Source organism: Pseudomonas sp. NPDC087614, assembly GCF_044743485.1.
In the GTDB taxonomy this organism is placed as follows: domain Bacteria; phylum Pseudomonadota; class Gammaproteobacteria; order Pseudomonadales; family Pseudomonadaceae; genus Aquipseudomonas; species Aquipseudomonas baetica_A.
The window spans coordinates 1-24326 of the sequence record NZ_JBIUWN010000022.1; the positions used below are offsets into that span (position 1 = coordinate 1).

Below are 24326 nucleotides of genomic sequence, written 5' to 3' on the forward strand. Positions count from 1 at the left end.
GGAAACGGGCTTATCACAAAACAACCGACAGCCATCATCATTTCCATTGCCACCCCAACCTGCTAAAACCTGGCCCGCAGCAAGTCATCGCGACCGGCCCGGAACAGGTCTGGGTAGCCGATATCACTTACCTATCCACCAAGCGTGATGAGCCGGTCTACCTGAGCTTGGTAACGGATGTCTACTCGAGAAAAATTGTCGGCTACCACGTGCATGGCAGCCTGCATGCCGACTCGGTAGCTCAAGCGTTACGCATGGCGTTGAAGACGCGTAGAACACGTCAAAAACTGGTCCATCACTCGGATCGAGGTGTGCAGTACTGCTCAGCGCTGTATCAAAAGCTCCATGCCAAACACGGCATCACTTGTTCGATGACCGATGGCTACGACTGCTACCAAAACGCCTTGGCAGAGCGGGTCAACGGCATCTTGAAAACGGAACTCTTGCTCCACCGGCCGACCGACCTGAAGCAAGCGGAGCAGATGGTGCGGGAAGCGGTCTTGATCTACAACCAAGAGCGCCCGCACCTGTCCTTAAAATACAAAACGCCCGATGCAGTGCATCGGGCGTTAGGGTGAGATAGGTGTAAACCTATTTCAGGACTAGACAAGAAGATCAGGCTTCTGCTTGTACTTCGTCAGCCTGCATGCCTTTCTGGCCCTGCACAGCAACGAAAGTCACTTTCTGGCCTTCTTTCAGGCTTTTGAAGCCGTTGCCCTGAATGGCACGGAAATGCACGAACAGATCCGGACCGCTTTCTGGAGTGATAAAACCAAAACCTTTCTCGTCGTTAAACCACTTGACGGTACCGCTCTGACGTGTGGACATTTCTTATTTCCTTTGACGCAAAAAATTGATGACAGTCTCCTTCTCATGAAAGAGTACTGGGGCTGGTTGCAGGAGAGTAAGAAGACGTCGAACGGGATGTAGCTAACTTGTAGGCTACTGCCCAGGTCACGATTCCAAGCTGACCCATGCAAACACAGTGGGGAAACTCTACGCCAACTTCGGGAGAAAAAACAAGCCCTGTGAAGTGCCCGGTTTTGCTGAGCTTGCAGGAACTTAATCGGTTGGTTAGTACAGGCTTAGATGATGGGCTTGTTCAGTTGTTTTCGAACGTTATAAGCAACGTTCATATTCGAATCGATTGATAGAAGGTGCACTGTTTTATGGCGACTGCGTTACACATTAGTGCACGCATAACGCAATCGCGTTACTTATAGAAACAGTCAATCAGCCGCGATAGTAGCGTTGTGGAACAAATGGCATTTTGCTTACAAGCATTTGCACCTTTTTCCCACGAACAATGGCCCAAACCGGTGTCTCAAGCGTGACATACGCGCTGTCGAGGTAACCCATCGCCAACGGCCCACCCAACGTCGGACCAAAGCCGCCACTGCAGACGCTGCCGATGATGTCGCCGGCCTCATTGACGATTTCTGCGCCTTCACGCACCGGGGTGCGTTCCTGCGGCAGCAGGCCGACGCGCTTGCGGGCGACGCCATTGTGTTGCTGTGCGAAAACGTTCGATGCCCCCGGGAAACCGCCGGCCCGCGCGCCATCGGCGCGACGTGGCTTGGAGATCGCCCACAGCAGGCTGGCTTCAATGGGTGTGGTTTCGGTGTTCATGTCGTGGCCGTACAGGCACAGGCCGGCTTCCAGGCGCAGCGAATCACGAGCGCCGAGGCCGATGGCCTGAACGTCCGGTTCAGCCAGCAAGGCGCGGGCGAGTTTTTCAGCATCGGCGGCCGGCACCGAGATTTCGAAACCGTCTTCACCGGTGTAACCCGAACGGCTGACAAAGCAGTCGATGCCCAGCAGATTGACGCGGGCGAACTGCATAAAGGTCATGTGCGCCACTTGCGGAGCAAGGCGCGCCAGCACGGTAGCGGCCGCCGGACCTTGCAGGGCGAGCAGGGCGCGTTCTTCGAACAGCGCCGTAATGGTGCACTGATCCCCGATGTGTTTTTGCAGGTGAGCCAGATCCTGATCCTTGCACGCAGCGTTGACCACCAGGAACAACTCGTCGTTACCGAGGTTGGCCACCATCAGGTCATCGAGAATGCCGCCGTTGTCATTGGTGAACATCGCGTAACGTTGCATGCCTACTGGCAGATCGATGATGTCTACAGGCACCAACGTTTCCAGGGCCTTGGCGGCATTGGCACCTGTCAGGCGAATCTGGCCCATGTGCGAGACGTCGAACAGTCCGGCCTGCTCGCGGGTGTGCTGGTGTTCCTTCATCACGCCCAGCGGGTATTGCACCGGCATGTCGTAGCCGGCGAATGGCACCATGCGTGCGCCGAGTTCGATGTGCAGAGCGTGCAGCGGGGTTTTCGACAGTTGTTCGGTAGACATCTTCAACTCCTGAAAAATGTGCAGCCGCCGATGCGCAAGCATCAGCATTCGATAATGTTGACCGCCAGACCGCCACGGGCGGTCTCCTTGTATTTGCTTTTCATGTCGGCGCCGGTCTGGCGCATGGTGCGGATGACCTTGTCGAGCGAGACGAAATGCTGTCCGTCGCCACGCATGGCCATGCGCACTGCGTTGATCGCTTTCACCGAGCCCATGGCGTTGCGCTCTATGCACGGCACCTGCACCAGCCCGCCAATCGGGTCGCAGGTCAGGCCGAGGTTGTGTTCCATGCCGATTTCCGCGGCGTTCTCGACTTGCTGCACGCTGCCGCCCAGCACTTCGCACAACGCGCCGGCCGCCATTGAGCAGGCCACGCCGACCTCGCCCTGACAGCCGACTTCGGCGCCTGAGATCGAAGCGTTTTCCTTGTACAGAATGCCAATGGCCGCCGCGGTCAGCAGAAAACGCACCACACCGTCTTCATTGGCGCCGGCAATAAAGCGCATGTAGTAATGCAGCACAGCCGGAATGATCCCCGCCGCACCGTTGGTGGGTGCCGTTACCACGCGTCCGCCATTGGCGTTTTCTTCGTTGACCGCCAGCGCATAAAGGTTGACCCAGTCGAGCACTGACAATGGATCGCGCAACGCTGATTCCGGGTTCTTGCACAGTTGCCGATGCAGCGCCGCCGCGCGCCGTTTGACCTTCAAACCACCGGGCAAAATCCCTTCGTTGCGGCAACCCGCCGCCACGCAGTCCTGCATCACTTGCCAGATGTTCAGCAGGCCAGCGCGGGTTTGCGCTTCCGGGCGCCAGGCGCTCTCGTTGGTCAGCATCACCTGGCTGATCGACAGACCATAGGTGCTGCAATGACCGAGCAGGTCCTTGGCGCTTTTGAACGGGAAGGTCAGCGGTGTGGCGTCTTCGACGATGCGATCGGCACCGGCGGCGTCTTCATCGACGACAAAACCCCCACCGACCGAGTAGTACTCGCGGCTGCGGATCTGGATGCCCGCCGCGTCGAACGCACGGAAGATCATGCCGTTAGGGTGATAGGCCAGCGGCTTGCGGATCATCGCCAGGTGTTCTTTCTCGTTGAACGCGATGCTGTGTTCACCGAGCAGATTCAGGCGAGCGTTGCTGCGGATTTCTTGCAGGCGGGCGGCGACGGTTTCGGTGTCGACGGTGTCCGGGTGTTCACCCTCAAGGCCGAGTAACACGGCCTTGTCACTGCCGTGGCCTTTGCCGGTGGCGCCGAGCGAGCCGTACAGCTCGACGCGCACGCTGGCGGTGGCAGTCAGCAGGTTATCCCGGCGCAGCCCTTCAGCGAAGCGCGCAGCGGCGCGCATCGGGCCGACAGTGTGGGAGCTGGAGGGGCCGATGCCAATCTTGAACAGGTCGAACACGCTTAACGACATGAGTGGTTCTCCGGTTTCTTGTTATAGGAATTGGCGAAATATCAGGTTTGTAGCATTGCCTGTGGGAGCGGGCTTGCTCGCGAATTCGGAGGGTCATTCAATACAAATGTGACTGATTCACCGCATTCGCGAGCAAGCTCACTCCCACACTGGATCTGTGGTGTTGTTGAGAGTGGGGGCAAATAAATGCCCCCACACAGGTTTAAGCGTAGCTTTCGATCGACGGGCAGGCACAGATCAGGTTGCGGTCGCCAAACACGTTGTCGACGCGACCGACCGGCGGCCAGTATTTGCCTTCGATCAACGACGCCACCGGGTACACCGCTTGCTCGCGGCTGTACGGGTGAGTCCACTCGCCAACCAGTTCGGCTGCGGTGTGCGGCGCGTTCTTCAGCGGGTTGTCGTCCTTGTCCAGGGTGCCGTTTTCCACCGCGCGGATTTCTTCGCGGATGCGGATCATGGCGTCGCAGAAGCGGTCCAGTTCTTCTTTGGATTCGCTTTCGGTCGGCTCGATCATCAGCGTGCCGGCAACCGGGAACGACATGGTCGGGGCGTGGAAGCCGAAGTCGATCAGGCGCTTGGCGACGTCATCGACGCTGATGCCGCTGCTGTCTTTCAACGGGCGCAGATCAAGGATGCATTCGTGCGCCACCAGACCGTTGCTGCCGGTGTACAGCACTGGGTAGTGCTCTTCGAGGCGACGGGAAATGTAGTTGGCGTTGAGGATCGCCAGTTGCGAAGCGCGCTTGAGACCCGCGCCGCCCATCATGCGAATGTACATCCAGGTGATCGGCAGAATGCTCGCGCTGCCGAACGGTGCTGCGCAGACCGCGCCTTCCTTGCGCTCCATCTGGGCGTGGCCCGGCAGGAACGGCGTCAGGTGCGACTTGACGCCAATCGGGCCGACGCCCGGGCCGCCACCGCCGTGGGGGATGCAGAAAGTTTTGTGCAGGTTCAGGTGCGAAACGTCGCCGCCGAACTTGCCTGGCGCGCAGAGGCCGACCATGGCGTTCATGTTGGCGCCGTCGATGTACACCTGACCGCCGTTGTCATGAATGATCCCGCAGATTTCGCGGATGCCTTCTTCGAACACGCCGTGGGTCGACGGGTAGGTGATCATCAGCGCGGCGAGGTGTTCGCGGTGCTCGATGGCCTTGGCGCGCAAGTCTTCGATATCGACGTTGCCGCGAGCGTCGCACGCGGTCACCACCACGCGCATGCCGGCCATGTTGGCGGTGGCCGGGTTGGTGCCGTGGGCGGACGAGGGGATCAGGCAGATGTCGCGGCGCTCGTCGCCACGGCTCTGGTGATAAGCGCGGATCGCCAGCAGGCCAGCGTATTCACCTTGCGAACCGGCGTTCGGTTGCAGCGAGATCGAGTCGTAACCGGTGGCGGCGCAGAGCATCGCTTCCAGCTCAAAGGTCAGTTGCTGATAACCGGCGCTTTGTGCGGCTGGCGCGAACGGGTGCAGGGCGCCGAACTCGGCCCAGGTCACCGGGATCATTTCGCTGGCGGCGTTGAGTTTCATGGTGCACGAGCCCAGCGGGATCATGGTGCGATCCAGTGCCAGGTCCTTGTCCGCCAATTTGCGCAGGTAGCGCATCAGCTCGGTTTCCGAGTGATAGCGGTTGAACACCGGGTGGCTGAGGATCGGCGACTGGCGTACCAGTGCAGCAGGAATGGTGCTTTGAACCGAAGCGGCAAGAGCAGCGAAGTCCGGCAGGGTCTTGCCGTCGGCGAACAGTCCCCACAGGGTTTCGATGTCAGCCGATGTGGTGGTTTCGTCGACCGACAGACCGATACGCTGAGCATCGACGACGCGCAGGTTGATCTGCTGGGCGTGAGCCTTGTCGTGCAGCGCGGCGGTTAGCGCGCCAGTGGCCAGAGTCAGGGTGTCGAAGAAGCTTTCCTGCTCGACCTTCTGGCCCAGCGCGGTCAGACCCTTGGCGAGGATCGCGGTCAGGTGATGCACGCGGTTGGCGATCTGGGTCAGGCCTTTCGGGCCGTGGTAGACGGCGTACATGCTGGCGATGTTGGCCAGCAGCACTTGCGCGGTGCAGATGTTGGAGGTGGCTTTCTCGCGACGGATGTGTTGCTCGCGGGTCTGCATCGCCAGACGCAGCGCTGGCTTGCCGAAACGGTCAACCGACACACCGACCAGACGGCCCGGCATGTCGCGCTTGTACGCATCTTTCGTCGAGAAGTAAGCTGCGTGCGGGCCACCGAAGCCCAGCGGCACGCCGAAACGTTGAGCGCTGCCGATCGCAACGTCAGCGCCGAACTCGCCTGGAGCGGTCAGCAGGGTCAGGGCCAGCAGGTCGGCCGCCACGGCCACCAACGCGTTGGCCGCGTGGAAGCGTTCGGTCAGTTCGCGGTAATCGAACACATCACCGTTGCTGGCCGGGTATTGCAGCAGCGCACCGAAGAATGGGGTGACGTCGGTCAGTTCACGCTCATCGCCCACCACCACGTCAATGCCCAGCGGCTCGGCACGGGTGCGCAGCACGTCGAGGGTTTGCGGGTGGCTGTGGATCGAGGCGAAGAAAGCGTGGCTGCCCTTGTTCTTGCTCAGGCGTTTGCAGAACGTCATGGCTTCGGCAGCGGCGGTGGCTTCGTCGAGCAGCGAGGCGTTGGCGATCGGCAGGCCGGTGAGGTCGCTGATCAGGGTCTGGAAGTTCAGCAGCGCTTCGAGACGGCCCTGGGAAATTTCTGGCTGGTATGGGGTGTAAGCGGTGTACCAGGCCGGGTTTTCCAGCAGGTTACGCAGGATCGGCGACGGCGTGTGGCAGTTGTAGTAGCCCTGGCCGATGTAGGTTTTGAACAACTGGTTTTTGCCGGCGATGGATTTGATCATCGCCAGGGCGTCGGCTTCGCTCAGGCCGTCGTCCATGCCAAGCACGCTGGTGCCCTTGATGCTTTCCGGGATGACGCTGGCGCTCAGGGCTTCAAGCGAATCGAAGCCGAGGCTGTTGAGCATGGCTTGTTCGTCACCGGCGCGCGGGCCAATGTGACGGGCGATGAATTCGTTGGCGGTGCCAAGGTTTACTTGAGTCATGTCGATTGTCCTCAGGCTTCGGCTTGGGCTTTGATCAGGCGGTCGTAGGCGTCTTGATCGAGCAGTTTGGCGACGGCCGAAGCATCGGCTGGCTGGAAGCGGAAGAACCAGCCTTCGCCCAGCGGATCTTCGTTGACCAGCTCAGGGCTGTCTTCCAGCGCTGGGTTGGTGGCCAGGACTTCACCGTCGAGGGGCATGTACACGCCACTGGCGGCTTTCACTGACTCCACGGTGGCGGCTTCAGCGCCTTTTTCGTAAGTCTGCAGCTCAGGCAGTTGCACGAACACCACGTCGCCCAGGGCGTTCTGCGCAAAAGCCGTGATGCCGACAGTGACGCTGCCGTCGGCTTCAGTGCGCAGCCATTCGTGATCTTCAGTAAAACGCAACTCGCTCATGGAAACTCCTCAGGGGGCCAGACTCGTCTGGTGGACGCGGTGGAAGGCTGGGGCGGTAAAGCCCTTATTGATGAAGGGTTCGTTAGCAAGAACGCGGCCAATGTTGATTTATCGTTATAAATCAATGTCTTGAACGTTTTGTGTTGATTGAGTGATGGTGCGTCTGTAGCGAAATCGCTACAGCGTAGGGCAAGGAAAAAAGCTTAACGGGATCAAAGCCTTGCACAGCGGCGATCGGAGGAGGGTGTAGCGATATCGTTCCGCTGTAGCGCTTTCAGTACAGATGCAGGTCGTTTTTGAGCGGATTTTATAATCCGGAGCATTACCCCTGTGGGAGCGGGCAAGGCTTAAAGTTTGTTGGGGATGCCGTACTTGCGCAGTCGATGGGCGATGGCCGTGTGCGAGGTTTGCAGGCGACTGGCCAGTTGGCGGGTCGAGGGGTAGCTGACGTAGAGTTTTTCCAGCAGCGATTTCTCGAAGGCTTCGACCGCTTGTTCGAGGCTGTCGACGTCGCTGTCGGTCTGACGCGCGACCGAGGTCCCGGCGATGTCGAGGTCGCCGATATCCACCAGACTGCTTTCGCAAATCGCGGCGGCGCGGAAAATCACGTTCTGCAACTGGCGGACATTGCCCGGCCAACGGTTGCCGAGCAGCGCCGGGTAAGTACCGGGGGCGAGGCGACAGACCGGGCGCTGAATCTGCGCACACGCCTGCTGCATGAAATAACGCGCCAGCAACAGAATGTCCTGACCGCGCTCTCGCAGCGGCGGCACTTCGACGTTAAGCACGTTGAGGCGATAGAACAGGTCTTCGCGGAACAGCCCCTCGCTGACCATTTTTTCCAGATCGCGGTGGGTGGCGCTGAGGATGCGTACGTTGACCTTCACCTCGCGATCACCGCCGACCCGGCGGAAGCTGCCGTCATTCAGGAAACGCAGCAGTTTTGCCTGCAAGTACGGCGACATCTCGCCGATCTCGTCGAGGAACACCGTGCCCTGGTTGGCCAGTTCCATCAGCCCCGGTTTGCCACCGCGTGCCGCGCCAGTAAAGGCACCAGGGGCGTAGCCGAACAGTTCGCTTTCGGCGAGGTTTTCCGGCAGGGCCGCGCAGTTGAGTGCGAGAAACGGCGCGCTGTGCCGCGCACTGATGGCGTGGCAGGCGCGGGCCACCAGCTCTTTGCCGGTGCCGGTTTCGCCCTGGATCAGCAACGGCGCATCAAGGGCGGCAACGCGCTGTGCGCGAGCCTTGAGGGTGCGGATTGCCGGGGATTCGCCAAGCAGCGCGTCGAACCCTTCGGCGTGGTCGTGGTGCAGCGCCGAGAGCTGTTCGCCGATGCGGTTGGGTTGATACAGGGTGAGCAGGGCGCCGGCGTCAGTGATCGGCGTGGCGTCGAGTAATAGCGTCTGGCCGTTGACGGTGATCTCGCGCAGCGGCAGGCGGAAGCCGTTTTCGAGCAACGTGTCGAGCAGGCCCGGATCGCTGAACAGCTCAGCGACAGTTTCACCGGCCGGTTCGCGACCGTACAACGCAATCAATGCCGGGTTGGCCAGCAGCACCTTGCCGGCGCTGTCGAGGGCCAGCACCGGGTCAGTCATCGCCGCGAGCAGCGCATCAAGCTGCAAGTGCCGACGCTGGCCCGGGAGGATGTCGACCACTTTCACCGCTTGCACACCGTGCACACTGAACAGCGCGTCACGCAGTTCTTCCAGCACCTCAGGGCTCAACGTCGGGGCGTCGATGTAGACGTTCGGCGGGATCATTTCCACCGCATCCAGATTGAGATTGCGCCCGCCGAGCAGGGCCAGGACTTCCTGGGTGATGCCGACGCGGTCGATGAAGCTGACGTGGATACGCATGGGGCGGTTCAGTGTTCTGCAATGCGGAGGGTGGCAAGTATGCCTTGGGGCGGGGCAATGGTGAAATCGGCGGCGATTTTCCGGTCGATCTGGTTGCCCTGTGGGAGCGGGCCTGCTCGCGAATGCCGTGGCTCAGCCACATTGATATCGCCGGACACGACGTCGTCGCGCGCGAGCCCTCTCCCACAGGGACTCCGGGTTATTCGAGGTGTTCGGGCTTCACCGGGTCTCCGGATTTCATATTCAACTGCGCCCGCACATCTTCAAACATCGCGTCGTAGTGCTTGTGCACCGAGCCAATGCTGGCATGCGTCTTGGGAATCCCGTACTTCTCGGCAATTCTGGTCATGTCTCTGGCGAAGTTGTAAGCCTGATCCTTGGGCAGGAAGAACGTCTCTTTCATGCCCTTGCCCTGAATGCTGCCGTGCATTGTGAACTGCATTCCTTTGCCCTCTTTGGGATCGGTGAACACTTCGTAGTCAAGGCACAGGTCGTAGCTGACATCGTCCTTGTTCAGCGCGTGCCGTTCGATGTGCAGATGACCGGGTACAAACTGGGCCATGGATCTCTCCTTTCAAGGCATGGGAGAAGGGCAGACCTTACGCCTGCCCCCGGAGTTTCTGATTATCGATAAGTGATACCGGGTTTCGCTGTGCTGACTCGCGTACCCGCATTGCCCTGGACAATCGCTTCGATGTCCGCCAGCGAGCCGATTACGGCGACCTTGCCAGTATGGCGGGCGAATTCGCAGGCTGCCTGTACCTTGGGCCCCATGGAGCCGGCGGCAAAGCCCAGGCGCTCCAGTTCGTCCGGATGCGCTTGGGCGATGGCTTTCTGGCTGGGTTTGCCGAAGTCGATGAACGTGGCGTTGACGTCGGTGGCGATCACCAGCAAATCTGCGTCCAGTTGTTCGGCCAACAGCGAGGAGCATAGATCCTTGTCGATCACCGCCTCGATGCCCTTGAGTTTGCGGTGTTCGTCATAGAGGGTCGGGATGCCGCCACCACCGGCGCAAATCACGATGCTGCCCTTTTCCAGCAGCCACTTGATCGGGCGGATCTCGAAGATGCGTTTGGGCCGAGGACTGGCCACTACACGGCGGTATTTATCGCCGTCCGGCGCAATCGCCCAGCCTTTTTCAGCGGCGAGTTTTTCCGCTTCAGCCTTGTCGTAAACCGGGCCGATGGGTTTGCTCGGGTTCTGGAACGCCGGGTCGTTGGCGTCGACTTCGACTTGGGTCAGCAGGGTGGCGAACGGTACTTCGAAGTCCAGCAGATTGCCGAGCTCCTGTTCGATGATGTAGCCGATCATGCCTTCGGTTTCGGCACCGAGCACGTCCAGCGGGTACGGGCTGACGGAGGTATAGGCCGCCGCTTGCAACGACAGCAGGCCGACTTGTGGGCCATTGCCGTGGGCGATGACCAATTGATTGCCGGGATGGATCCTGGCGATTTGTTCGGCGGCGACGCGGATGTTGGCGCGCTGATTGTCAGCGGTCATCGGCTCGCCACGGCGAAGCAGGGCGTTACCGCCCAACGCTACGACGATACGCATGGTGCAGTCCTTCTCAGACAGAGGAATGGCAAACGACTCGATCTTGCTGTCGGAACCGGGCCCTTGTGGGAGGGGGATTGCTCCCGAAGGCGGTGTGTCAGGCTCCATCAATGTCGCCTGATATCGCCCCTTCGCGAGCAAGCCCGCTCCCACATTTACAGCCGGTTTCTTCAGTGAGAGCGGGCCGGGTCTTAGAGATCAGCCAGCGTCGACACCAGAATCGCTTTGATGGTGTGCATGCGGTTTTCCGCTTGCTCGAAGGCGATGTTGGCCGGGGATTCGAAGACGTCTTCGGTCACTTCAACGCCATTGGCCAGGTGCGGATAGCGCGCGGCGATGTCTTTACCGACCTTGGTTTCGCTGTTGTGAAACGCCGGCAGGCAGTGCATGAATTTCACGCGCGGGTTGCCGGAGGCTTTCATCATTTGGGGGTTGACCTGGTACGGCAGCAGTTGCTCGATGCGCTCGTCCCAGGCGTCCACCGGCTCACCCATCGACACCCAGATGTCGGTGTGGATGAAGTCGACGCCCTTGACCGCTTCTTTCGGGTCTTCGGTGATGGTGATGCGTGCGCCGCTTTCTTCGGCGAACGCCATGCACTGGGCGATGAAGTCAGCGTGCGGCCACAGCGCTTTCGGCGCGGCGATGCGCACGTCCATGCCAAGCTTGGCGCCGATCATCAACAGCGAGTTGCCCATGTTGTAGCGAGCGTCGCCGAGGTAGGCGTAGCTGATCTCGTGCATTGGCTTGTCGCTGTGTTCACGCATGGTCAGCGCGTCGGCGATCATTTGCGTCGGGTGGAATTCGGCGGTCAAACCATTGAACACCGGCACACCGGCAAACTTGGCCAGCTCTTCGACGATTTCCTGCTCAAAACCACGGTATTCGATGGCGTCGAACATCCGGCCGAGAACGCGGGCGGTGTCTTTCATGCTCTCTTTGTGGCCGATCTGCGACGACACCGGATCGATGTAGGTGACGTGGGCACCCTGGTCGTGGGCCGCGACTTCGAATGCGCAGCGGGTGCGGGTCGAGGTTTTTTCGAAGATCAGCGCGATGTTCTTGCCTTGCAGGTGTGGACGCTCGGTGCCGGTGTACTTGGCCCGTTTGAGGTCGCGGGACAGGTCGATCAGGTAGTTGATCTCGCGAGTGGTGTGGTGCATCAAACTCAGCAAGCTGCGGTTGCGCATATTAAAAGCCATGATGGATCTCCTTGCCCGACACTGGGAAAGCGACTGCAGGCTGTGCGCCTTCGCCTTGTCTTTCCTGCGCTCGCTACGCGTTCACAGCGTCGGGTCGTCATTAGTCAAAAAATTAATAGTCGATCGGGTCGCGGATGATCGGGCAGGTCATGCAGTGGCCGCCGCCACGACCACGGCCCAGTTCCCCGGCACTGATGGTGATGACCTCAACGCCCGCCTTGCGCAGCAGGGTGTTGGTGTAGGTGTTGCGGTCATAGCCGATGACCACGCCCGGCTCCACCGCTACCACGTTGTTGCCGTCATCCCATTGCTCGCGTTCGGCGGCGAAGCTGTTGCCGCCGGTTTCCACCACGCGTAGCGCTTTGAGGTTGAGGGCTTTGGCCACGGTGTCGAGGAAGCTCGATTCTTCGCGGCGGATATCGATGCCGCCCTGTTTGCTTTCGTCAGGTCGCAGAGTGAACGCCACGATCTGGTTGACCACTTCCGGGAATATCGTCACCAGGTCGCGGTCGCAGAAGCTGAACACGGTGTCCAGGTGCATCGCTGCGCGGGACTTCGGCAGGCCGGCCACGATGACTTTCTCCACGGCTTTGTTCTTGAACAGGTTCAGCGCCAGTTGGCCGATGGCCTGGCGAGAAGAACGCTCGCCCATGCCGATCAGAACGACACCGTTGCCGATCGGCATGACGTCGCCGCCTTCAAGGGTCGCGCTGCCGTGATCCTTGTCCGGGTCGCCGTACCAGATCTCGAAATCGGCGTTGGTGAATTGCGGGTGGAATTTGTAGATGGCGGTGGCCAGCAGGGTTTCCTGACGACGCGCCGGCCAGTACATCGGGTTCAGCGTCACGCCACCGTAGATCCAGCATGTGGTGTCGCGGGTGAACTGGGTGTTGGGCAGCGGCGGCAGAATGAAGCTGGAGTGGCCAAGGAAGTCGCGGAACATCTGAATGGTCTTGCCACCGAAGCTGTCCGGCAGGTCATCAGCGGAGACGCCGCCGATCAGGTATTGGGCAATGTGCCGTGGTTCGAGGCTGTGCAGCCAGGACTTCACTTCGCTGATCAGGCCCAGGCCCACCGAATCGGCGGTGACCTTGCGGTCGAGAATCCAGTCCAGTGCCTCAGGGATGGCGACGATATCGGTCAGCAGGTTGTGCATTTCCAGCACGTCGATCTCGCGTTCACGCATCTTGGTGACGAAGTCGAAGTGGTCGCGTTTGGCCTGGGCGACCCACAGCACGTCGTCGAACAGCAGTTCATCGCAGTTGTTCGGGGTCAGCCGCTGATGGGCCAGACCTGGGGAGCAAACCATGACTTTGCGCAGTTTGCCGGCTTCGGAATGGACGCCGTACTTAACTTTTTCCGTGGTCATTTCAGTGATCCTCCAGATAACAAATCAATCAGGTGCTACAGAGTCAGGAAGCCGTCATACAGGCCGTAGGCTGCCACCAGGGCACCGACGACCACCGAGGCAAAAATCAGCTTCTCGACGTTCGTGAAAACAACTTGTTTGAGTTCCAGTTTGGCCTTGGCGAACAGGATCGCGCCGGGGGCGTAGAGCAGGGCCGAGAGCAGCAGGTACTTGATCCCGCCGGCATACAGCAGCCAGACCGCATAGATCACGGCGATCGCGCCGATGATCAGATCCTTGCGCCGTTCAGCGGCGAAGCCTTGGTAGGTTTCGCCGCGCACCGCCAGCAGCAGGGCATACGCCGCCGACCACAGGTAGGGCACCAGAATCATCGACGTGGCGAGGTAGATCAGCGACAGGTAAGTGCTGGCCGAGAACAGGGTGATGATCAGGAAAACCTGCACCATCGCGTTGGTCAGCCACAAGGCGTTGACCGGGACGTGGTTGGCGTTTTCCTTGCGCAGAAACGCCGGCATGGTGTGGTCTTTGGCGGCGGCGAACATGATCTCTGCGCACAGCAGCACCCACGACAGCAGCGCCCCCAGCAGCGAGATGATCAGACCGACGCTGATCAGCACTGCACCCCAGTGACCGACCACATGTTCAAGCACGGCGGCCATCGACGGGTTCTGCAGTTTGGCCAGTTCCGGCTGAGTCATGATGCCCAGCGACAGCACGTTCACCAGCACCAGAAACAGCAGCACGGTGATGAAGCCGATCACGGTGGCCTTACCGACGTCGGAACGTTTTTCCGCCCGCGCCGAGAAGATGCTCGCGCCTTCGATGCCGATGAACACCCACACGGTGACCAGCATCATGTTGCGCACCTGGTTCATCACGCTGCCCAGATCAGGGTTTTTCACGCCCCAAATGTCAGCAGTGAAGATGTCCAGTTTGAACGCGAAGACGGCGATCAATACAAACAGCAGCAGTGGCACCACCTTGGCGACGGTGGTCACCAGGTTGATGAACGCCGCTTCCTTGATCCCGCGCAGCACCAGAAAGTGCACCGCCCACAGCAGCACGGACGCGCCGATCACCGCGGCGACGGTATTGCCCTCGCCAAACACCGGAAAAAAGTAACCGAGCGTGCTGAACAGCAAAACAAAGTAGCCGACGTTACCCAGCCAAGCGCTGATCCAGTAACCCCAGGCCGACGAGAACCCCATGTAATCGCCGAATCCGGCCTTGGCGTAGGCGTACACGCCGCCGTCCAGGTCAGGCTTGCGATTGGCGAGGGTTTGGAAAACAAAAGCGAGGGTGAGCATGCCGACAGCGGTAATGGCCCAACCGATCAGCACCGCACCGACGTCGGCACTGGCGGCCATGTTTTGTGGCAAAGAGAATATCCCGCCACCGATCATTGATCCGACTACCAAGGCAACCAATGCGCCTAATCGTAGTTTTCCGGGAGTTTCAGACATTGCATGACTCCATTGCAGGAGAGAAGAGATCACAGCGTAGTTCTGTTATCTGTTCAAACTGCTGACGTGGATCAGTTGAAGGTCACATTTCATTGTTAATGAATGACTTATGAAATGACTGATGGCATAAAGCTTTCGCCGGAAAGGCCCGTTCCAGAGGCTTTCGATCAATCTGATTGAGAATTGTCCTTGTTTCTTTGGAGCTATGACGCTAGTTCTTTTTCAGGGTTTGGCAAATTTCAGCATCTGTTTTCAGTACAGAATCGAATAATCCGGATCAGCGCGTAGAAAGTGCACGGCCGTTTTCTATAAAAGGCGCTAATCGGTGTTATTCAATAAACGTAATTGCGCTTTACCCGTTTAGTTAAATAGCGACTATGTGATGAGTGAGCGGCCACCGTCGATCCGGGAAAAAGGAAGATTGAAATGTCGCAACCGACGCAAAAGCTGCAACTGGGGGCGTTGATCGCCCTGGTGGTGGGTTCGATGATTGGCGGGGGAATTTTTTCCCTGCCGCAGAACATGGCGGCGCACGCCGATGCCGGGGCGATTCTGATCGGCTGGGGGATCACCGCGATCGGCATGTTGACCCTGGCGTTCGTGTTCCAGACCCTGGCCAATCGCAAGCCCGAACTGGACTCAGGCGTTTATGCCTATGCCAAGGCCGGATTTGGCGACTACATGGGGTTTTCCTCGGCGTGGGGTTACTGGATCAGCGCGTGGCTGGGCAACGTCGGTTATTTCGTTCTGCTGTTCAGCACCCTCGGCTACTTCTTTCCGGTGTTCGGCCAGGGCAACACGCCCATCGCTATCGGCTGCGCGTCGGTGCTGCTGTGGGGCGTGCATTTTCTGGTGCTGCGCGGGATCAAGGAGGCGACGTTCATCAATCAGGTGACCACGGTGGCCAAGATTGTGCCGCTGATCCTGTTCATCGTCATCGCCGCCCTGGCGTTCAAGGCTGACATCTTCACCCGTGATATCTGGGGCCACAGCAACCCGAGTTTCGGCGGGGTGATGGATCAGGTGCGCAACATGATGCTGGTGACGGTGTTCGTGTTCATCGGCATCGAGGGCGCCAGCGTGTACTCGGCGCGGGCGCAGAAACGCAGCGACGTTGGCCGTGCCACGGTGATCGGTTTCATCGGTGTGCTGGCGCTGCTGGTGCTGGTCAACGTGTTGTCGCTGGGGATCATGAGCCAGCCGGAACTGGCGACCCTGCAGAACCCGTCACTGGCGGCGGTGCTGGAACACATCGTCGGGCCGTGGGGCGCGTTGCTGATCAGCATTGGCCTGGCGGTCTCGTTGCTGGGCGCATTGCTGTCGTGGGCGTTGCTCTGTGCCGAAATTCTTTTCGCCACGGCCCGGGACAAGACCATGCCGGCGTTCCTGAAAAAGGAAAACGCTAACCATGTACCGGTCAATGCGTTGTGGCTGACCAACGTGATGATCCAGATTTTCCTGTTGATCACGCTGTTTTCGGCCGGCACCTACACCCGTCTGATTTATCTGGCGTCGTCGATGATTCTGGTGCCGTACCTGTGGTCGGCCGCCTACGCCGTGCTGTTGAGCGGACGCGGCGAAACCTACGAACACGCCTCGGCCGAGCGCACCAAGGACCTGCTGATCGGTGGCATCGCCCTGTGTTATGCGGTGTGGTTGTTGTACGCCGGCGGGGTGAAATATCTGCTGCTGTCGGCGCTGTTGTATGCGCCGGGGGTGATCCTGTTTGCCAAGGCCAAGCATGAACAGGGCGAGCCGCTGTTCACCCCTGTCGAGAAGGGGATTTTCACCTGCGTGATCATTGGCGCGGGGCTGGCGGCTTACGGTTTGTACAGCGGGGTGCTGTCGTTGTGAGGTTGACGAGCCGCACGGATTGACCCTGAATCGCAGGTGTCGGTGCGGCCGTCTTCTCGAGCAAGCCCGCACACACACTCAATCGCGCTCCGTCAGAAGAAACTCGGTCAAATGTGGGCGCGGGCTTGCTCGCGAAGGGGCCCGAAAGTTTATCGCCACTGCGCTTGATGCGAACCCAGTTCGGTGGCCGGCAACGCCCACTGCAGCGGTGTGCCGCTAATCTTCACCGGCACTTGCACGCGATGCGCCGGCCCCCACGGGGTCTGTTCCACGAGCAGGCCCTTATCCTGATCATCTTCGGCGCGTAGCGCTTCATCGGTGCCCCGTCCATGCTCGATCAACAGCTTCGCCGTACGCGCCAGCGACAACCGTGCCGATCCTGCGCGACCACTGCGCAACCGTTCGCTGAGCAAGGTGATCGTACTCGCCGCCATCAGATACCCGGTCGCGTGATCCAGCGCCTGCACCGGTAAAGGCGTCGGTTTGTCTGCGTGCTGCCAGCGCTGTCCCGCCTCGGCGATGCCGCTGCTCATTTGCACCAGGCTGTCAAAGCCGCGGCGGTTGTGCCACGGGCCGCTCCAGCCATAGGCATTAAGGCCGACGTCGATCAGCCCCGGCGCCAGTTGTCGCCGCCGCTCAACGCCAAACCCAAGGTTCTCCAACGCATCGGCGCGGTAGCCGTGCAGCAGAATGTCGGCGTCCTGCAATAACGTCTCGAACACCGCGCGATCCGCCGGCACCTGCAAATCCAGGCGGGCGCAGCGCTTGCCGAGCGTCACCTCCGGCACAACCCCGGGTTCGTTCCAGGTCGGTGGATCAATACGCAGCACGTCGGCACCGAGACCGGCGAGGAACCGGCTGGCGGTCGGGCCGGCGAGTACGCGGGTCAGGTCCAGAACCTTGATCCCGGCCAACGGTTGCGCCACCGAGCCCTGCCAGGTTTTGCCGCATGGGTGCTGATCGCAGATGAAATGGACGAGCGGCTCGGCATTTACCGCCAACCCTTGCGGATGCTGTTGCCACTGCGCCCAGTTGCGCATCTGCGCGGCACAGCCCTTGGCGTCAACGACTGCTTGCTCCAGATCCTGGCTGTTCCATTGCGCGACTTTTGCGGCCATCGCTGCACGATCGGCACAGATACCCAGCACGCTCTCAGCGGCAGCACGATGATGCGGGGCGTTGGTGTGCAGGCGAATCCAGCCGTCCCGGGTGGCATAGTCACCGGCGATGGGGTCCCACAGCGGCGGCACTTGCCAGCCAATCGGGCGCAGCGAGGTGGCGAACCAGAACGAGGCTAACCGGCGGTCGACTTCAACGGCCGGCAAACGGCCCGTCTGTTGATTGAGCAATTGGCTGATGGCCTGCCCGGCAACGGCAATGCTGGCGCAGGCCAGGTCGGTCACGGCGAACGCCGAGGGCAGGGCGCCACTGGCGGTGAAGGCAATCGGCGTGTGCGGCAGGCCGAGTGCGGCTTGAATGGACGTGAGTAAATCAGTCATCGAAGGCCCTCCGGAGCGAGAGGGCGATGATAGTGCAAAACGTTGTCTGGTCAGATGAAAGTGCTGACGGATGAACGCTGACCCTGTGGGAGCGGGCAAGCCCGTTCCCACAGGTGGCCGTGGCGATGTTCAGACGCGGAACTGATCCATCAACTTCATCTGCTGGCTGGCCAGGGCATTGAGCTGGCTGCTGATTGCCGCCGATTCAGTGGCTTGCTCGGTCAAGGTTTCAGTCACCGTACGGATCGCCGAAACGTTGCGATTGACCTCTTCGGCCACGGCGCTTTGCTGTTCGGCGGCGCTGGCGATTTGCAGGTTCATGTCGCTGATCACGGTCACCGCATCGCTGATCTTGCCCAGCGCATCCACAGCCTGACGAATCTGCCCGGCGTTGTTGTGCGCCTGGGTCTGGCTTGAATGCATGGTCGCGACCACGCCACGGGTGCCGGTCTGGATGCGTTCGATGACCACGCGAATTTCTTCCACCGAGTCCTGGGTACGTTTGGCCAGGTTGCGCACCTCGTCTGCCACCACCGCAAAGCCGCGACCGCTCTCACCGGCGCGGGCCGCTTCGATGGCAGCGTTGAGGGCTAGCAGGTTGGTCTGTTCGGCGATGCTGCGGATCACTTCCAGCACCGAGCCGATCTGCTCGCTGTTGACCGCCAACTCCTCGACTTCGGTCACCGCTTTGCTGACTTCGTCGGCCAGTTGGCTGATATCGCGGGTGCTGCGTTCGATGATCGACATACCGTCCTTCGCCGACTGGTCGGCTCCTTTCGCCGCATTGGCCGCGTTCGAGGCACTGTTGGCAACATCGTGGGCGGTGGCGCTCATTTCGTTGGACGCGGTGGCGACCTGGTCGATTTCGCGGAACTGCACCTGCATGCCTTCACTGGTCTGGCGGGCAATTTCCGAGGACTGATCAGCGGTGCCACGGGCTTCGGTGATGCTCTGCTTGATCTGGGCGATGGTCGGTTGCAGTTTGTCGAGGAAACGGTTGAACCAGTTCACCAGCTCGCCCAGTTCATCCTTCTTGGTGTAGTCCAGACGTTGAGTCAGATCGCCTTCGCCGCTGGCAATGTTTTTCAGCATCTGGGCGACGCTGTTGATCGGGCGGGTGACGCCCGAAGCGGTGAGCCAGATCAGCAGCAGGCCGATCACGCCGGCCACAACGGCCACCAACAGCGCCGTGATCATGCCGGTTGTGTGCGCCTCATCCAGCACTGCTTGCAGCTTGACCGCGTCGGCCAGCAACACTTGTTTGGGCAGATCAATGACCACGCCCCAGGCCCGGGAGTTGCCGATCGGATCGACCGGATACACCGCACGGATCAGGTCGCCCTGTTCGAGAATCTTCGGTGTGCCGCTGCCGATCAGTTGCAGCACGTCTTTGCCATCGGCACCGAGGGTGTCGATGATCGTCTTGCCGACCTTGGTGGCGTCGGCACTGTCGGCCCCCAGCACACCGCTGCCCGAGACAATCAGTATGTGCCCGGCGTTGTTGAACAAGTCACGCTGGGAGTCCACTGCGGCGGCCTGCAGGGCGTTGAGGGCGATGTCGACACCGACCACGCCGATGGCTTTGCCGTCGACGATCAAGGGCACGGAAATGGTCGTCATGAGCATTTCCTTGCCGCCGACAGTGTCGGCATAAGGGTCGAGCAGGCAGGTGCGCTTGTTGTCGCGAGGGCAGGTGTACCAACTGTTGTACGGCGTACCGCTGACACTCAGCGTGGTTTTGGTCATGTCTTCTTCGACCATGACCGTGTTCAGCGCCGAGCCGGCGGCGCGGCTCCAGTAACTGGCAAACCGTCCGGCTTCGTTGGATTGACGGGCGGCGTCATTGGCAAACTCGCCGTCCTTGCCGTCCAGCGCGTTGGGTTCGAATGCCAGCCAGATGCCGAGCACTTTGTCGTTGCGCTCGAAGGCCGTTTTCAGGCTCTGGTTCAACTCTTCACGCAGCGCGCCAGCCTCCAGCGAACGCTTGGCGGCCATCACGCGCATGTCCTTGATCTGGTCGGCCAGCGCCGTGATCACGGTCAGGCTTTCGCCGAAGGTTTTCTGCACCCGCACCGCTTGCTCGGCGGCTTTGGCTTGCAGCAGGTTCTCCACGCTGGCGGTGAGCATCTTGCTGCTGGAGTGGCTGACCAGTTTGTCGTTCTGGTTGGTCTGGTAAATGTTCATGCCGACGATCAGCGCGACCACACCGAGCAGGCACAAACCAGAGAGCAGGACGATTTTCAGGCGAATGGAAAGAGAGTCGAACATGGGCGTTCTCGCGAATGAATGAGCGGTTGGCCACGGCGGGAGTGACCCTGTTCGCCAAATCCATTCAGCGCCTTTCAATGCACATCGGCGCGAGGCGGGGGCGCATGAGGGCAGTGTCGACGAACGGTCATCGTTAAACGTTTGCGCAGGAGAATGTGCCGAAAAAAGGCTTGATTACAGGGAAGTTTCAGCGTGGTGACGGGGTGGTTTCCGGTCGCGACCAGATCCACAGGTTGCCCAGGCTCATCCCGGCAATGGCCAGATAGACCGGCCAGCCGTGATCGAGCAGCACCAGCATCAACGTCGCACACAGCAGCATGCTGATCGTGGCGCTGACCTTGGCCTTGCGCGCAATGATCTTGCCGTTGCGCCAATTGCTCAGGATCGGTCCGAACAGCCGATGGTTCTCCAGCCAGGCGCTCAGGCGCGGCGAACTGCGGGTCGCCGCCCAGGCCGCGAGCAGGATGAACTCGGTGGTCGGCAGGCCGGGCACGACGATGGCGATCAGGCCGATGCCGAGGCTGACATAGGCCAAGAGGCCGAACAGCAGGCGGGCGAGTTTGGAGGAGGCGGGTGGCGGCATGGGCTCAGCGCGTGGTTTATGAAGCTGGATCGGGATCTTACAGGCTTATGCAACTCCCAGAGGGGAAGTGTCAGGCCATTTCTGCTTCAGTCGCATAAGCCCGTTCCAGCAGCACGGTGAAGCGGTTAAAGGCGTCGATTGCGCCTTGCTCCACGTCGGCCTCTTGCTCTGCGGTGAACACCAATGAGTCGAGGGTTTTGACGAAACGCTTCCAGCCTTCGGCGCGTCCACCTTGCGGTTCACCCAAGTGACGGGCACCAAAGGTTTCGCTCAATTGCAGCGCCTCGGCGCGTTTGATCAAAAACGCCGCGCCGAGTTTGGAACCTTCGCAGACGAAGAGCCAGCCCAGGGCGCGGGCCTTGCTCGGATTTTTCAGCGCGCCGGCCACTGGGGCCGGCACGTCGGTGTGCAGATCCGCCAGGTCAGCCTTGGCCGCTTCGGCGCGGCACCGAGCCGGCAAGTCAGCCATGATCGCGGTCAGTTCGGCATCGTTGTACAGCTCAACCAGTTCCGACTGGAACAGGTACTGCGCAACGACAAAACGGGCGAAGTTGGCGCGGGTTTCGAACGGTGCGTGGGCTTTGACCAGCGCGTCGAGCTTGGTGTGCGGTGCGTGAGTGATCTGGTTCAGGCGTTGCGAACGCAGGGCTTTTCCCGAAGGGGTCATGAGTTGTCCTTGATAGAAGAGGCGCTTGATAACGAGACGAACGGGCCAGCGCTGGCGCGTAAAAAAAACTCACGGCGCGGTGCGTGTACACGCGCCGTGAGGTCGGCCGGGTCAGATGTCCCAGATCAGATTGATCGCGAAGTTGCGGCCCGGTTGGGTCAGTCGATCAAGGTTGGCCGGTTGCGTTACCGAGGCTTCGCCGACGCTGTCGTAACCGCGCACGTCATCCCACAGCCAGTATTTCTTGTCGGTCAGGTTGTAAATGCCGCCGCTGACGGTGACGTCGTTGGTGACTTTGTAGAACCCGGTCAGATCCAGAATGCCGAAGCCCGGCGACTTGAACTGGCTGCTGACGCCATCCGGCGATTTGAAGTTGCTGTCGTCGACACGATCCTTTTTCTTCACCACGGTCCAGCTCAGCAGGCCGCCGTAGTGGTCCTGGTCGTAACCCAGGCCGAACACGCCGGTCAGCGGGTTGACGCTGTTGAGCGGTTCGCCGTTGTCGTTGTTGCGACCATAGGCATAGGCAATCGAGCCTTGGGTGTACAGGCCTTGTGGGGCGCCAAACGAGTCCAGGTTCAGACGGCCTTTGACTTCCGCCCCCTTGATGGTCGCGTGCTTGATGTTGTTGCTCTGGAAGGTCAACGCGTCGTCGCCCGGCTTGACCGCGTCTTCATTAATGAAGTCGCGGTACTTGTTGTAGAACACCGCCACGTCGAACGAGCCGGATTCGAAATTGCCGCGCAGACCGGTTTCATAGCTTTTGCTTTTTTCCGGCTCAAGGCCCGGATTCGGCGCCACGGTGTAACCGGTGGTGTTGTTCTCGAAGCGACCGTACAGCGCTTTCGCGGTGGGTGTGCGCAAGCCCTCGGCGTACTGACCGTACCAGGTGTAGTGCTCGTTAAAGGCGTAGGTCAGGCCGAATTTGGGCGAGACCTTATGCCAGGTCTTGTTCTTGTCGCTGACCGTCCCCTGGCGATCGGCGTTTACGGTATTGAGGAATTGCTCGGTGATGTGCGGCTTGAGCTCGGTGTAGTCGTAGCGCAGGCCCGGCAGGAAGGTCCAGTCGTTCCAGCTAATCTGATCCTGAGCAAACACGCTGTAGGTGTTGATGGTCGGGTCCGGGAAGTCGCTGGCCTTCTTCAGTACGTCAGCGGCACTGGTCGCGCCGATTGCGCTGCAGCCACGCCCCACGGCCAGGCACTTGCCGTCGCCGCTGCGTGAGCCGGTGACTTTCTGTTGCTTGAGGGTGGTGCCGTAGGTCAGGACGTGATCGGTCTCACCGAGGGCGAAAGCCTTGTCCAGTTGCGCATCGAACACCCACTGCTTTTCCTCGTAGATCGTGTCGCGAGTACGCAGCACTTTGCGGGTCATCGGGTAGTAATACTCTTCGGTGCGCTGGTCAGTCTTGGCGATCTGGTGGTTCAGGCTCCACTTCACGTTGTCGACCAGCAGGCTGTCGAGGGCGAAGCTGTGTTCGATGCCGAAACGCTCGCGAGTGATCGTGTCGTTGCCGGTGCGCCACTGGTACATGCCGCCGGGCAGCAGGCTGTCGGGGATGGTCGGGGCGCCATTGAAGTACGGGCCGCCGTAGGCGCTTTTCTGATCGGTGTCGCGGTCGTCCTTGTACTTTTCGTAGGTCAGGCCCAAGCGCGAATCTTCGTTGTAGTTCCAGCCGATCTTGGCCAGTACGTTGCTTGCCTTGACGTCTTCCGGGTTGGCGGCGGTGCGCTCAAGGCCTGTGCCGTGGTTGCTGCCGTAGGCATCGGTTTGATGGCCGTCACGCTGGCTGTAATGCAGCAAACCGTCGAACTGATCGGCACGGCCGGCTACGGTGGCGGACTTCAACCAGCTCTCATCGGCCGAGCTGTAACCGGTTTTAAGGCGGGCGCCGACGTCTTTGCCAGGCTTGATGATGTCGTCCGCATCGAGGGTGTAATAGCTGACCGCGCCGCCGATGGCGTTGCTGCCGTACAGCACCGAAGCCGGGCCACGGAGGATCTCGACGCGTTTGACGATTTCCGGGTCGACGTAGTTGCGTTGGGTCTTGGCGTACGGGCCGTTGAAGAACCCGTCCGGTACTTCGACACCGTCAACCTGAGTCAGGATGCGGTCGCCATCGATGCCGCGGATGTTGTAACCGCTGATGCCGCCACGCTGGCCGGCGCCGCCGACGGAGACGCCCGGCTCATAGCGCACCAGATCCTTGAGGGTGTTGACGTTGTTGTGATCCAGTTCTTCACGGGTGTGCACACTGACGGTGGCCGGCACGCTCTTGACCGATTGTTCCTGACGGGTGGCGCTGATGGTCACTTGATCCAGATTCAGTGCGCCGCTGGTACGGCGCATCTCCAGCACGACGTTGTTGTTGCTCAACGTGCGAAAGCTCAGGTTGGTCCCCACCAACAGGCGCTCCAGGGCTTTTTCCGGTGACAGCGAGCCACGCACGCCCGGCGACGACACGCCCTGAGCCAATTCTGCCGGCAGGCCGACTTGCCAACCCGTGACGGCGGTGAAGGCATTCAGTGCCGACACCAGCGGTTGCTGGCCAATCGAGAACGAGTAATCACCCATGTTGCGTGTCGGTTGCTCGGTGGCAGCCATGAGCGGTGCGGTGCCGGCCATGAGGATGGCCGCGGTCAGCAGCGACAACACGCGGGAAGGGGAAGCAGTCTGGCGGGTAAGGCGAGAGGACATCGATAGCGCTCCGTGTCGCACGAATCTTTATAGGTGCTGATTGGCGTCCGAAGATGCGAATCAATTGCATTGGCTATAACGAGACGAA

General features: G+C 60.4%; 17 protein-coding genes and 2 pseudogenes. 2 read left to right on the forward strand and 17 right to left on the reverse strand.

Translation table 11 applies throughout. The features are described from left to right. A pseudogene (locus tag ACIOWA_RS11110) lies at positions 1-606 on the forward strand (IS3 family transposase); the annotation flags it as partial. 9 nt (positions 607-615) lie between these two features. On the opposite strand, the gene ACIOWA_RS11115 reads toward ACIOWA_RS11110, so the two are convergent. The 11 genes from ACIOWA_RS11115 to arcD (ACIOWA_RS11165) all read right to left on the reverse strand — a co-directional run bounded on the left by ACIOWA_RS11115 (position 616) and on the right by arcD (ACIOWA_RS11165) (position 14670). Next, on the reverse strand, positions 616-828 hold the full coding sequence (locus ACIOWA_RS11115) for a cold-shock protein (RefSeq protein ID WP_003227496.1): 213 nt from the start codon (positions 826-828) through the stop codon (positions 616-618). A gap of 405 nt (positions 829-1233) precedes the next feature. Then, positions 1234-2358: a glycine cleavage system aminomethyltransferase GcvT gene (gcvT, locus tag ACIOWA_RS11120; RefSeq protein ID WP_401159778.1), complete on the reverse strand. Its 1125-nt coding sequence runs from the start codon at positions 2356-2358 to the stop codon at positions 1234-1236. Between the two features lie 41 nt (positions 2359-2399). Next, positions 2400-3776, reverse strand: a complete 1377-nt coding sequence (locus tag ACIOWA_RS11125; RefSeq protein ID WP_401159780.1) for an L-serine ammonia-lyase — start codon at positions 3774-3776, stop codon at positions 2400-2402. Positions 3777-3978: 202 nt separating this feature from the next. Then, positions 3979-6831, reverse strand: coding sequence for an aminomethyl-transferring glycine dehydrogenase (gene gcvP, locus ACIOWA_RS11130; RefSeq protein ID WP_401159782.1), 2853 nt, complete (start codon positions 6829-6831; stop codon positions 3979-3981). An 11-nt stretch (positions 6832-6842) separates the two neighbouring features. Beyond that, entirely contained in the window at positions 6843-7226 is a 384-nt protein-coding gene (gcvH, locus tag ACIOWA_RS11135; RefSeq protein WP_339430967.1) for a glycine cleavage system protein GcvH, read from the reverse strand. A gap of 347 nt (positions 7227-7573) precedes the next feature. Then, entirely contained in the window at positions 7574-9082 is a 1509-nt protein-coding gene (locus ACIOWA_RS11140; protein ID WP_339430966.1) for a sigma-54-dependent transcriptional regulator, read from the reverse strand. Between the two features lie 199 nt (positions 9083-9281). Beyond that, complete coding sequence (locus ACIOWA_RS11145; protein ID WP_401159784.1) at positions 9282-9644, reverse strand: DUF5064 family protein; 363 nt, start codon at positions 9642-9644, stop codon at positions 9282-9284. Positions 9645-9706: 62 nt separating this feature from the next. After that, positions 9707-10636: a carbamate kinase gene (arcC, locus tag ACIOWA_RS11150; protein WP_339430964.1), complete on the reverse strand. Its 930-nt coding sequence runs from the start codon at positions 10634-10636 to the stop codon at positions 9707-9709. A 191-nt stretch (positions 10637-10827) separates the two neighbouring features. Next, positions 10828-11838 (reverse strand): ornithine carbamoyltransferase, encoded by a 1011-nt coding sequence (locus ACIOWA_RS11155; protein WP_339430963.1) that lies wholly within the window; start codon positions 11836-11838, stop codon positions 10828-10830. A 112-nt stretch (positions 11839-11950) separates the two neighbouring features. Further along, positions 11951-13207 (reverse strand): arginine deiminase, encoded by a 1257-nt coding sequence (gene arcA / locus ACIOWA_RS11160; protein WP_339465252.1) that lies wholly within the window; start codon positions 13205-13207, stop codon positions 11951-11953. A gap of 35 nt (positions 13208-13242) precedes the next feature. Next, positions 13243-14670 carry an arginine-ornithine antiporter gene (gene arcD / locus ACIOWA_RS11165; RefSeq protein WP_339430961.1) on the reverse strand — a complete coding sequence of 476 codons (1428 nt, stop codon included), beginning with the start codon at positions 14668-14670 and terminating at the stop codon, positions 13243-13245. A 426-nt stretch (positions 14671-15096) separates the two neighbouring features. On the opposite strand from arcD (ACIOWA_RS11165), the gene arcD (ACIOWA_RS11170) reads away from it, so the two are divergent. Continuing rightward, on the forward strand, positions 15097-16524 hold the full coding sequence (gene arcD / locus ACIOWA_RS11170) for an arginine-ornithine antiporter (protein WP_339430960.1): 1428 nt from the start codon (positions 15097-15099) through the stop codon (positions 16522-16524). Positions 16525-16673: 149 nt separating this feature from the next. On the opposite strand, the gene ACIOWA_RS11175 is transcribed toward arcD (ACIOWA_RS11170), so the two are convergent. From ACIOWA_RS11175 to ACIOWA_RS11200, 6 genes and pseudogenes are all read right to left on the reverse strand, one after another. Next, entirely contained in the window at positions 16674-18023 is a 1350-nt protein-coding gene (locus ACIOWA_RS11175; protein ID WP_339430959.1) for a CoA transferase, read from the reverse strand. A gap of 129 nt (positions 18024-18152) precedes the next feature. Beyond that, the gene (locus ACIOWA_RS11180) at positions 18153-18908 is read right to left on the reverse strand and encodes a methyl-accepting chemotaxis protein (protein ID WP_401159821.1); all 756 of its coding nucleotides are present in this window, start codon (positions 18906-18908) and stop codon (positions 18153-18155) included. Between the two features lie 150 nt (positions 18909-19058). Continuing rightward, positions 19059-20291, reverse strand: a pseudogene (locus ACIOWA_RS11185) (chemotaxis protein); the annotation flags it as partial. Positions 20292-20478: 187 nt separating this feature from the next. Further along, positions 20479-20874 (reverse strand): YbaN family protein, encoded by a 396-nt coding sequence (locus ACIOWA_RS11190; protein ID WP_339430957.1) that lies wholly within the window; start codon positions 20872-20874, stop codon positions 20479-20481. Between the two features lie 70 nt (positions 20875-20944). Further along, positions 20945-21541, reverse strand: a complete 597-nt coding sequence (locus ACIOWA_RS11195; RefSeq protein ID WP_339495395.1) for a biliverdin-producing heme oxygenase — start codon at positions 21539-21541, stop codon at positions 20945-20947. Between the two features lie 111 nt (positions 21542-21652). Further along, positions 21653-24238, reverse strand: a complete 2586-nt coding sequence (locus tag ACIOWA_RS11200; protein ID WP_401159788.1) for a TonB-dependent receptor — start codon at positions 24236-24238, stop codon at positions 21653-21655. Between the last annotated feature and the right edge of the window lie 88 nt (positions 24239-24326).

Bases quoted from the DNA above. Each gene is read 5' to 3' on its own strand.
- ACIOWA_RS11115 (WP_003227496.1), bottom strand. From the start codon at position 828: ATGTCCACACGTCAGAGCGGTACCGTCAAGTGGTTTAACGACGAGAAA.
- arcC (WP_339430964.1), bottom strand. From the start codon at position 10,636: ATGCGTATCGTCGTAGCGTTGGGCGGTAACGCCCTGCTTCGCCGTGGC.
- ACIOWA_RS11125 (WP_401159780.1), bottom strand. From the start codon at position 3,776: ATGTCGTTAAGCGTGTTCGACCTGTTCAAGATTGGCATCGGCCCCTCC.
- gcvT (WP_401159778.1), bottom strand. From the start codon at position 2,358: ATGTCTACCGAACAACTGTCGAAAACCCCGCTGCACGCTCTGCACATC.
- arcD (WP_339430960.1), top strand. From the start codon at position 15,097: ATGTCGCAACCGACGCAAAAGCTGCAACTGGGGGCGTTGATCGCCCTG.
- ACIOWA_RS11190 (WP_339430957.1), bottom strand. From the start codon at position 20,874: ATGCCGCCACCCGCCTCCTCCAAACTCGCCCGCCTGCTGTTCGGCCTC.
- arcD (WP_339430961.1), bottom strand. From the start codon at position 14,670: ATGTCTGAAACTCCCGGAAAACTACGATTAGGCGCATTGGTTGCCTTG.
- ACIOWA_RS11180 (WP_401159821.1), bottom strand. From the start codon at position 18,908: ATGCAGGTGCAGTTCCGCGAAATCGACCAGGTCGCCACCGCGTCCAAC.
- ACIOWA_RS11140 (WP_339430966.1), bottom strand. From the start codon at position 9,082: ATGCGTATCCACGTCAGCTTCATCGACCGCGTCGGCATCACCCAGGAA.
- ACIOWA_RS11200 (WP_401159788.1), bottom strand. From the start codon at position 24,238: ATGTCCTCTCGCCTTACCCGCCAGACTGCTTCCCCTTCCCGCGTGTTG.
- gcvH (WP_339430967.1), bottom strand. From the start codon at position 7,226: ATGAGCGAGTTGCGTTTTACTGAAGATCACGAATGGCTGCGCACTGAA.
- arcA (WP_339465252.1), bottom strand. From the start codon at position 13,207: ATGACCACGGAAAAAGTTAAGTACGGCGTCCATTCCGAAGCCGGCAAA.
- ACIOWA_RS11145 (WP_401159784.1), bottom strand. From the start codon at position 9,644: ATGGCCCAGTTTGTACCCGGTCATCTGCACATCGAACGGCACGCGCTG.
- ACIOWA_RS11175 (WP_339430959.1), bottom strand. From the start codon at position 18,023: ATGACTGATTTACTCACGTCCATTCAAGCCGCACTCGGCCTGCCGCAC.
- ACIOWA_RS11195 (WP_339495395.1), bottom strand. From the start codon at position 21,541: ATGACCCCTTCGGGAAAAGCCCTGCGTTCGCAACGCCTGAACCAGATC.
- ACIOWA_RS11155 (WP_339430963.1), bottom strand. From the start codon at position 11,838: ATGGCTTTTAATATGCGCAACCGCAGCTTGCTGAGTTTGATGCACCAC.
- gcvP (WP_401159782.1), bottom strand. From the start codon at position 6,831: ATGACTCAAGTAAACCTTGGCACCGCCAACGAATTCATCGCCCGTCAC.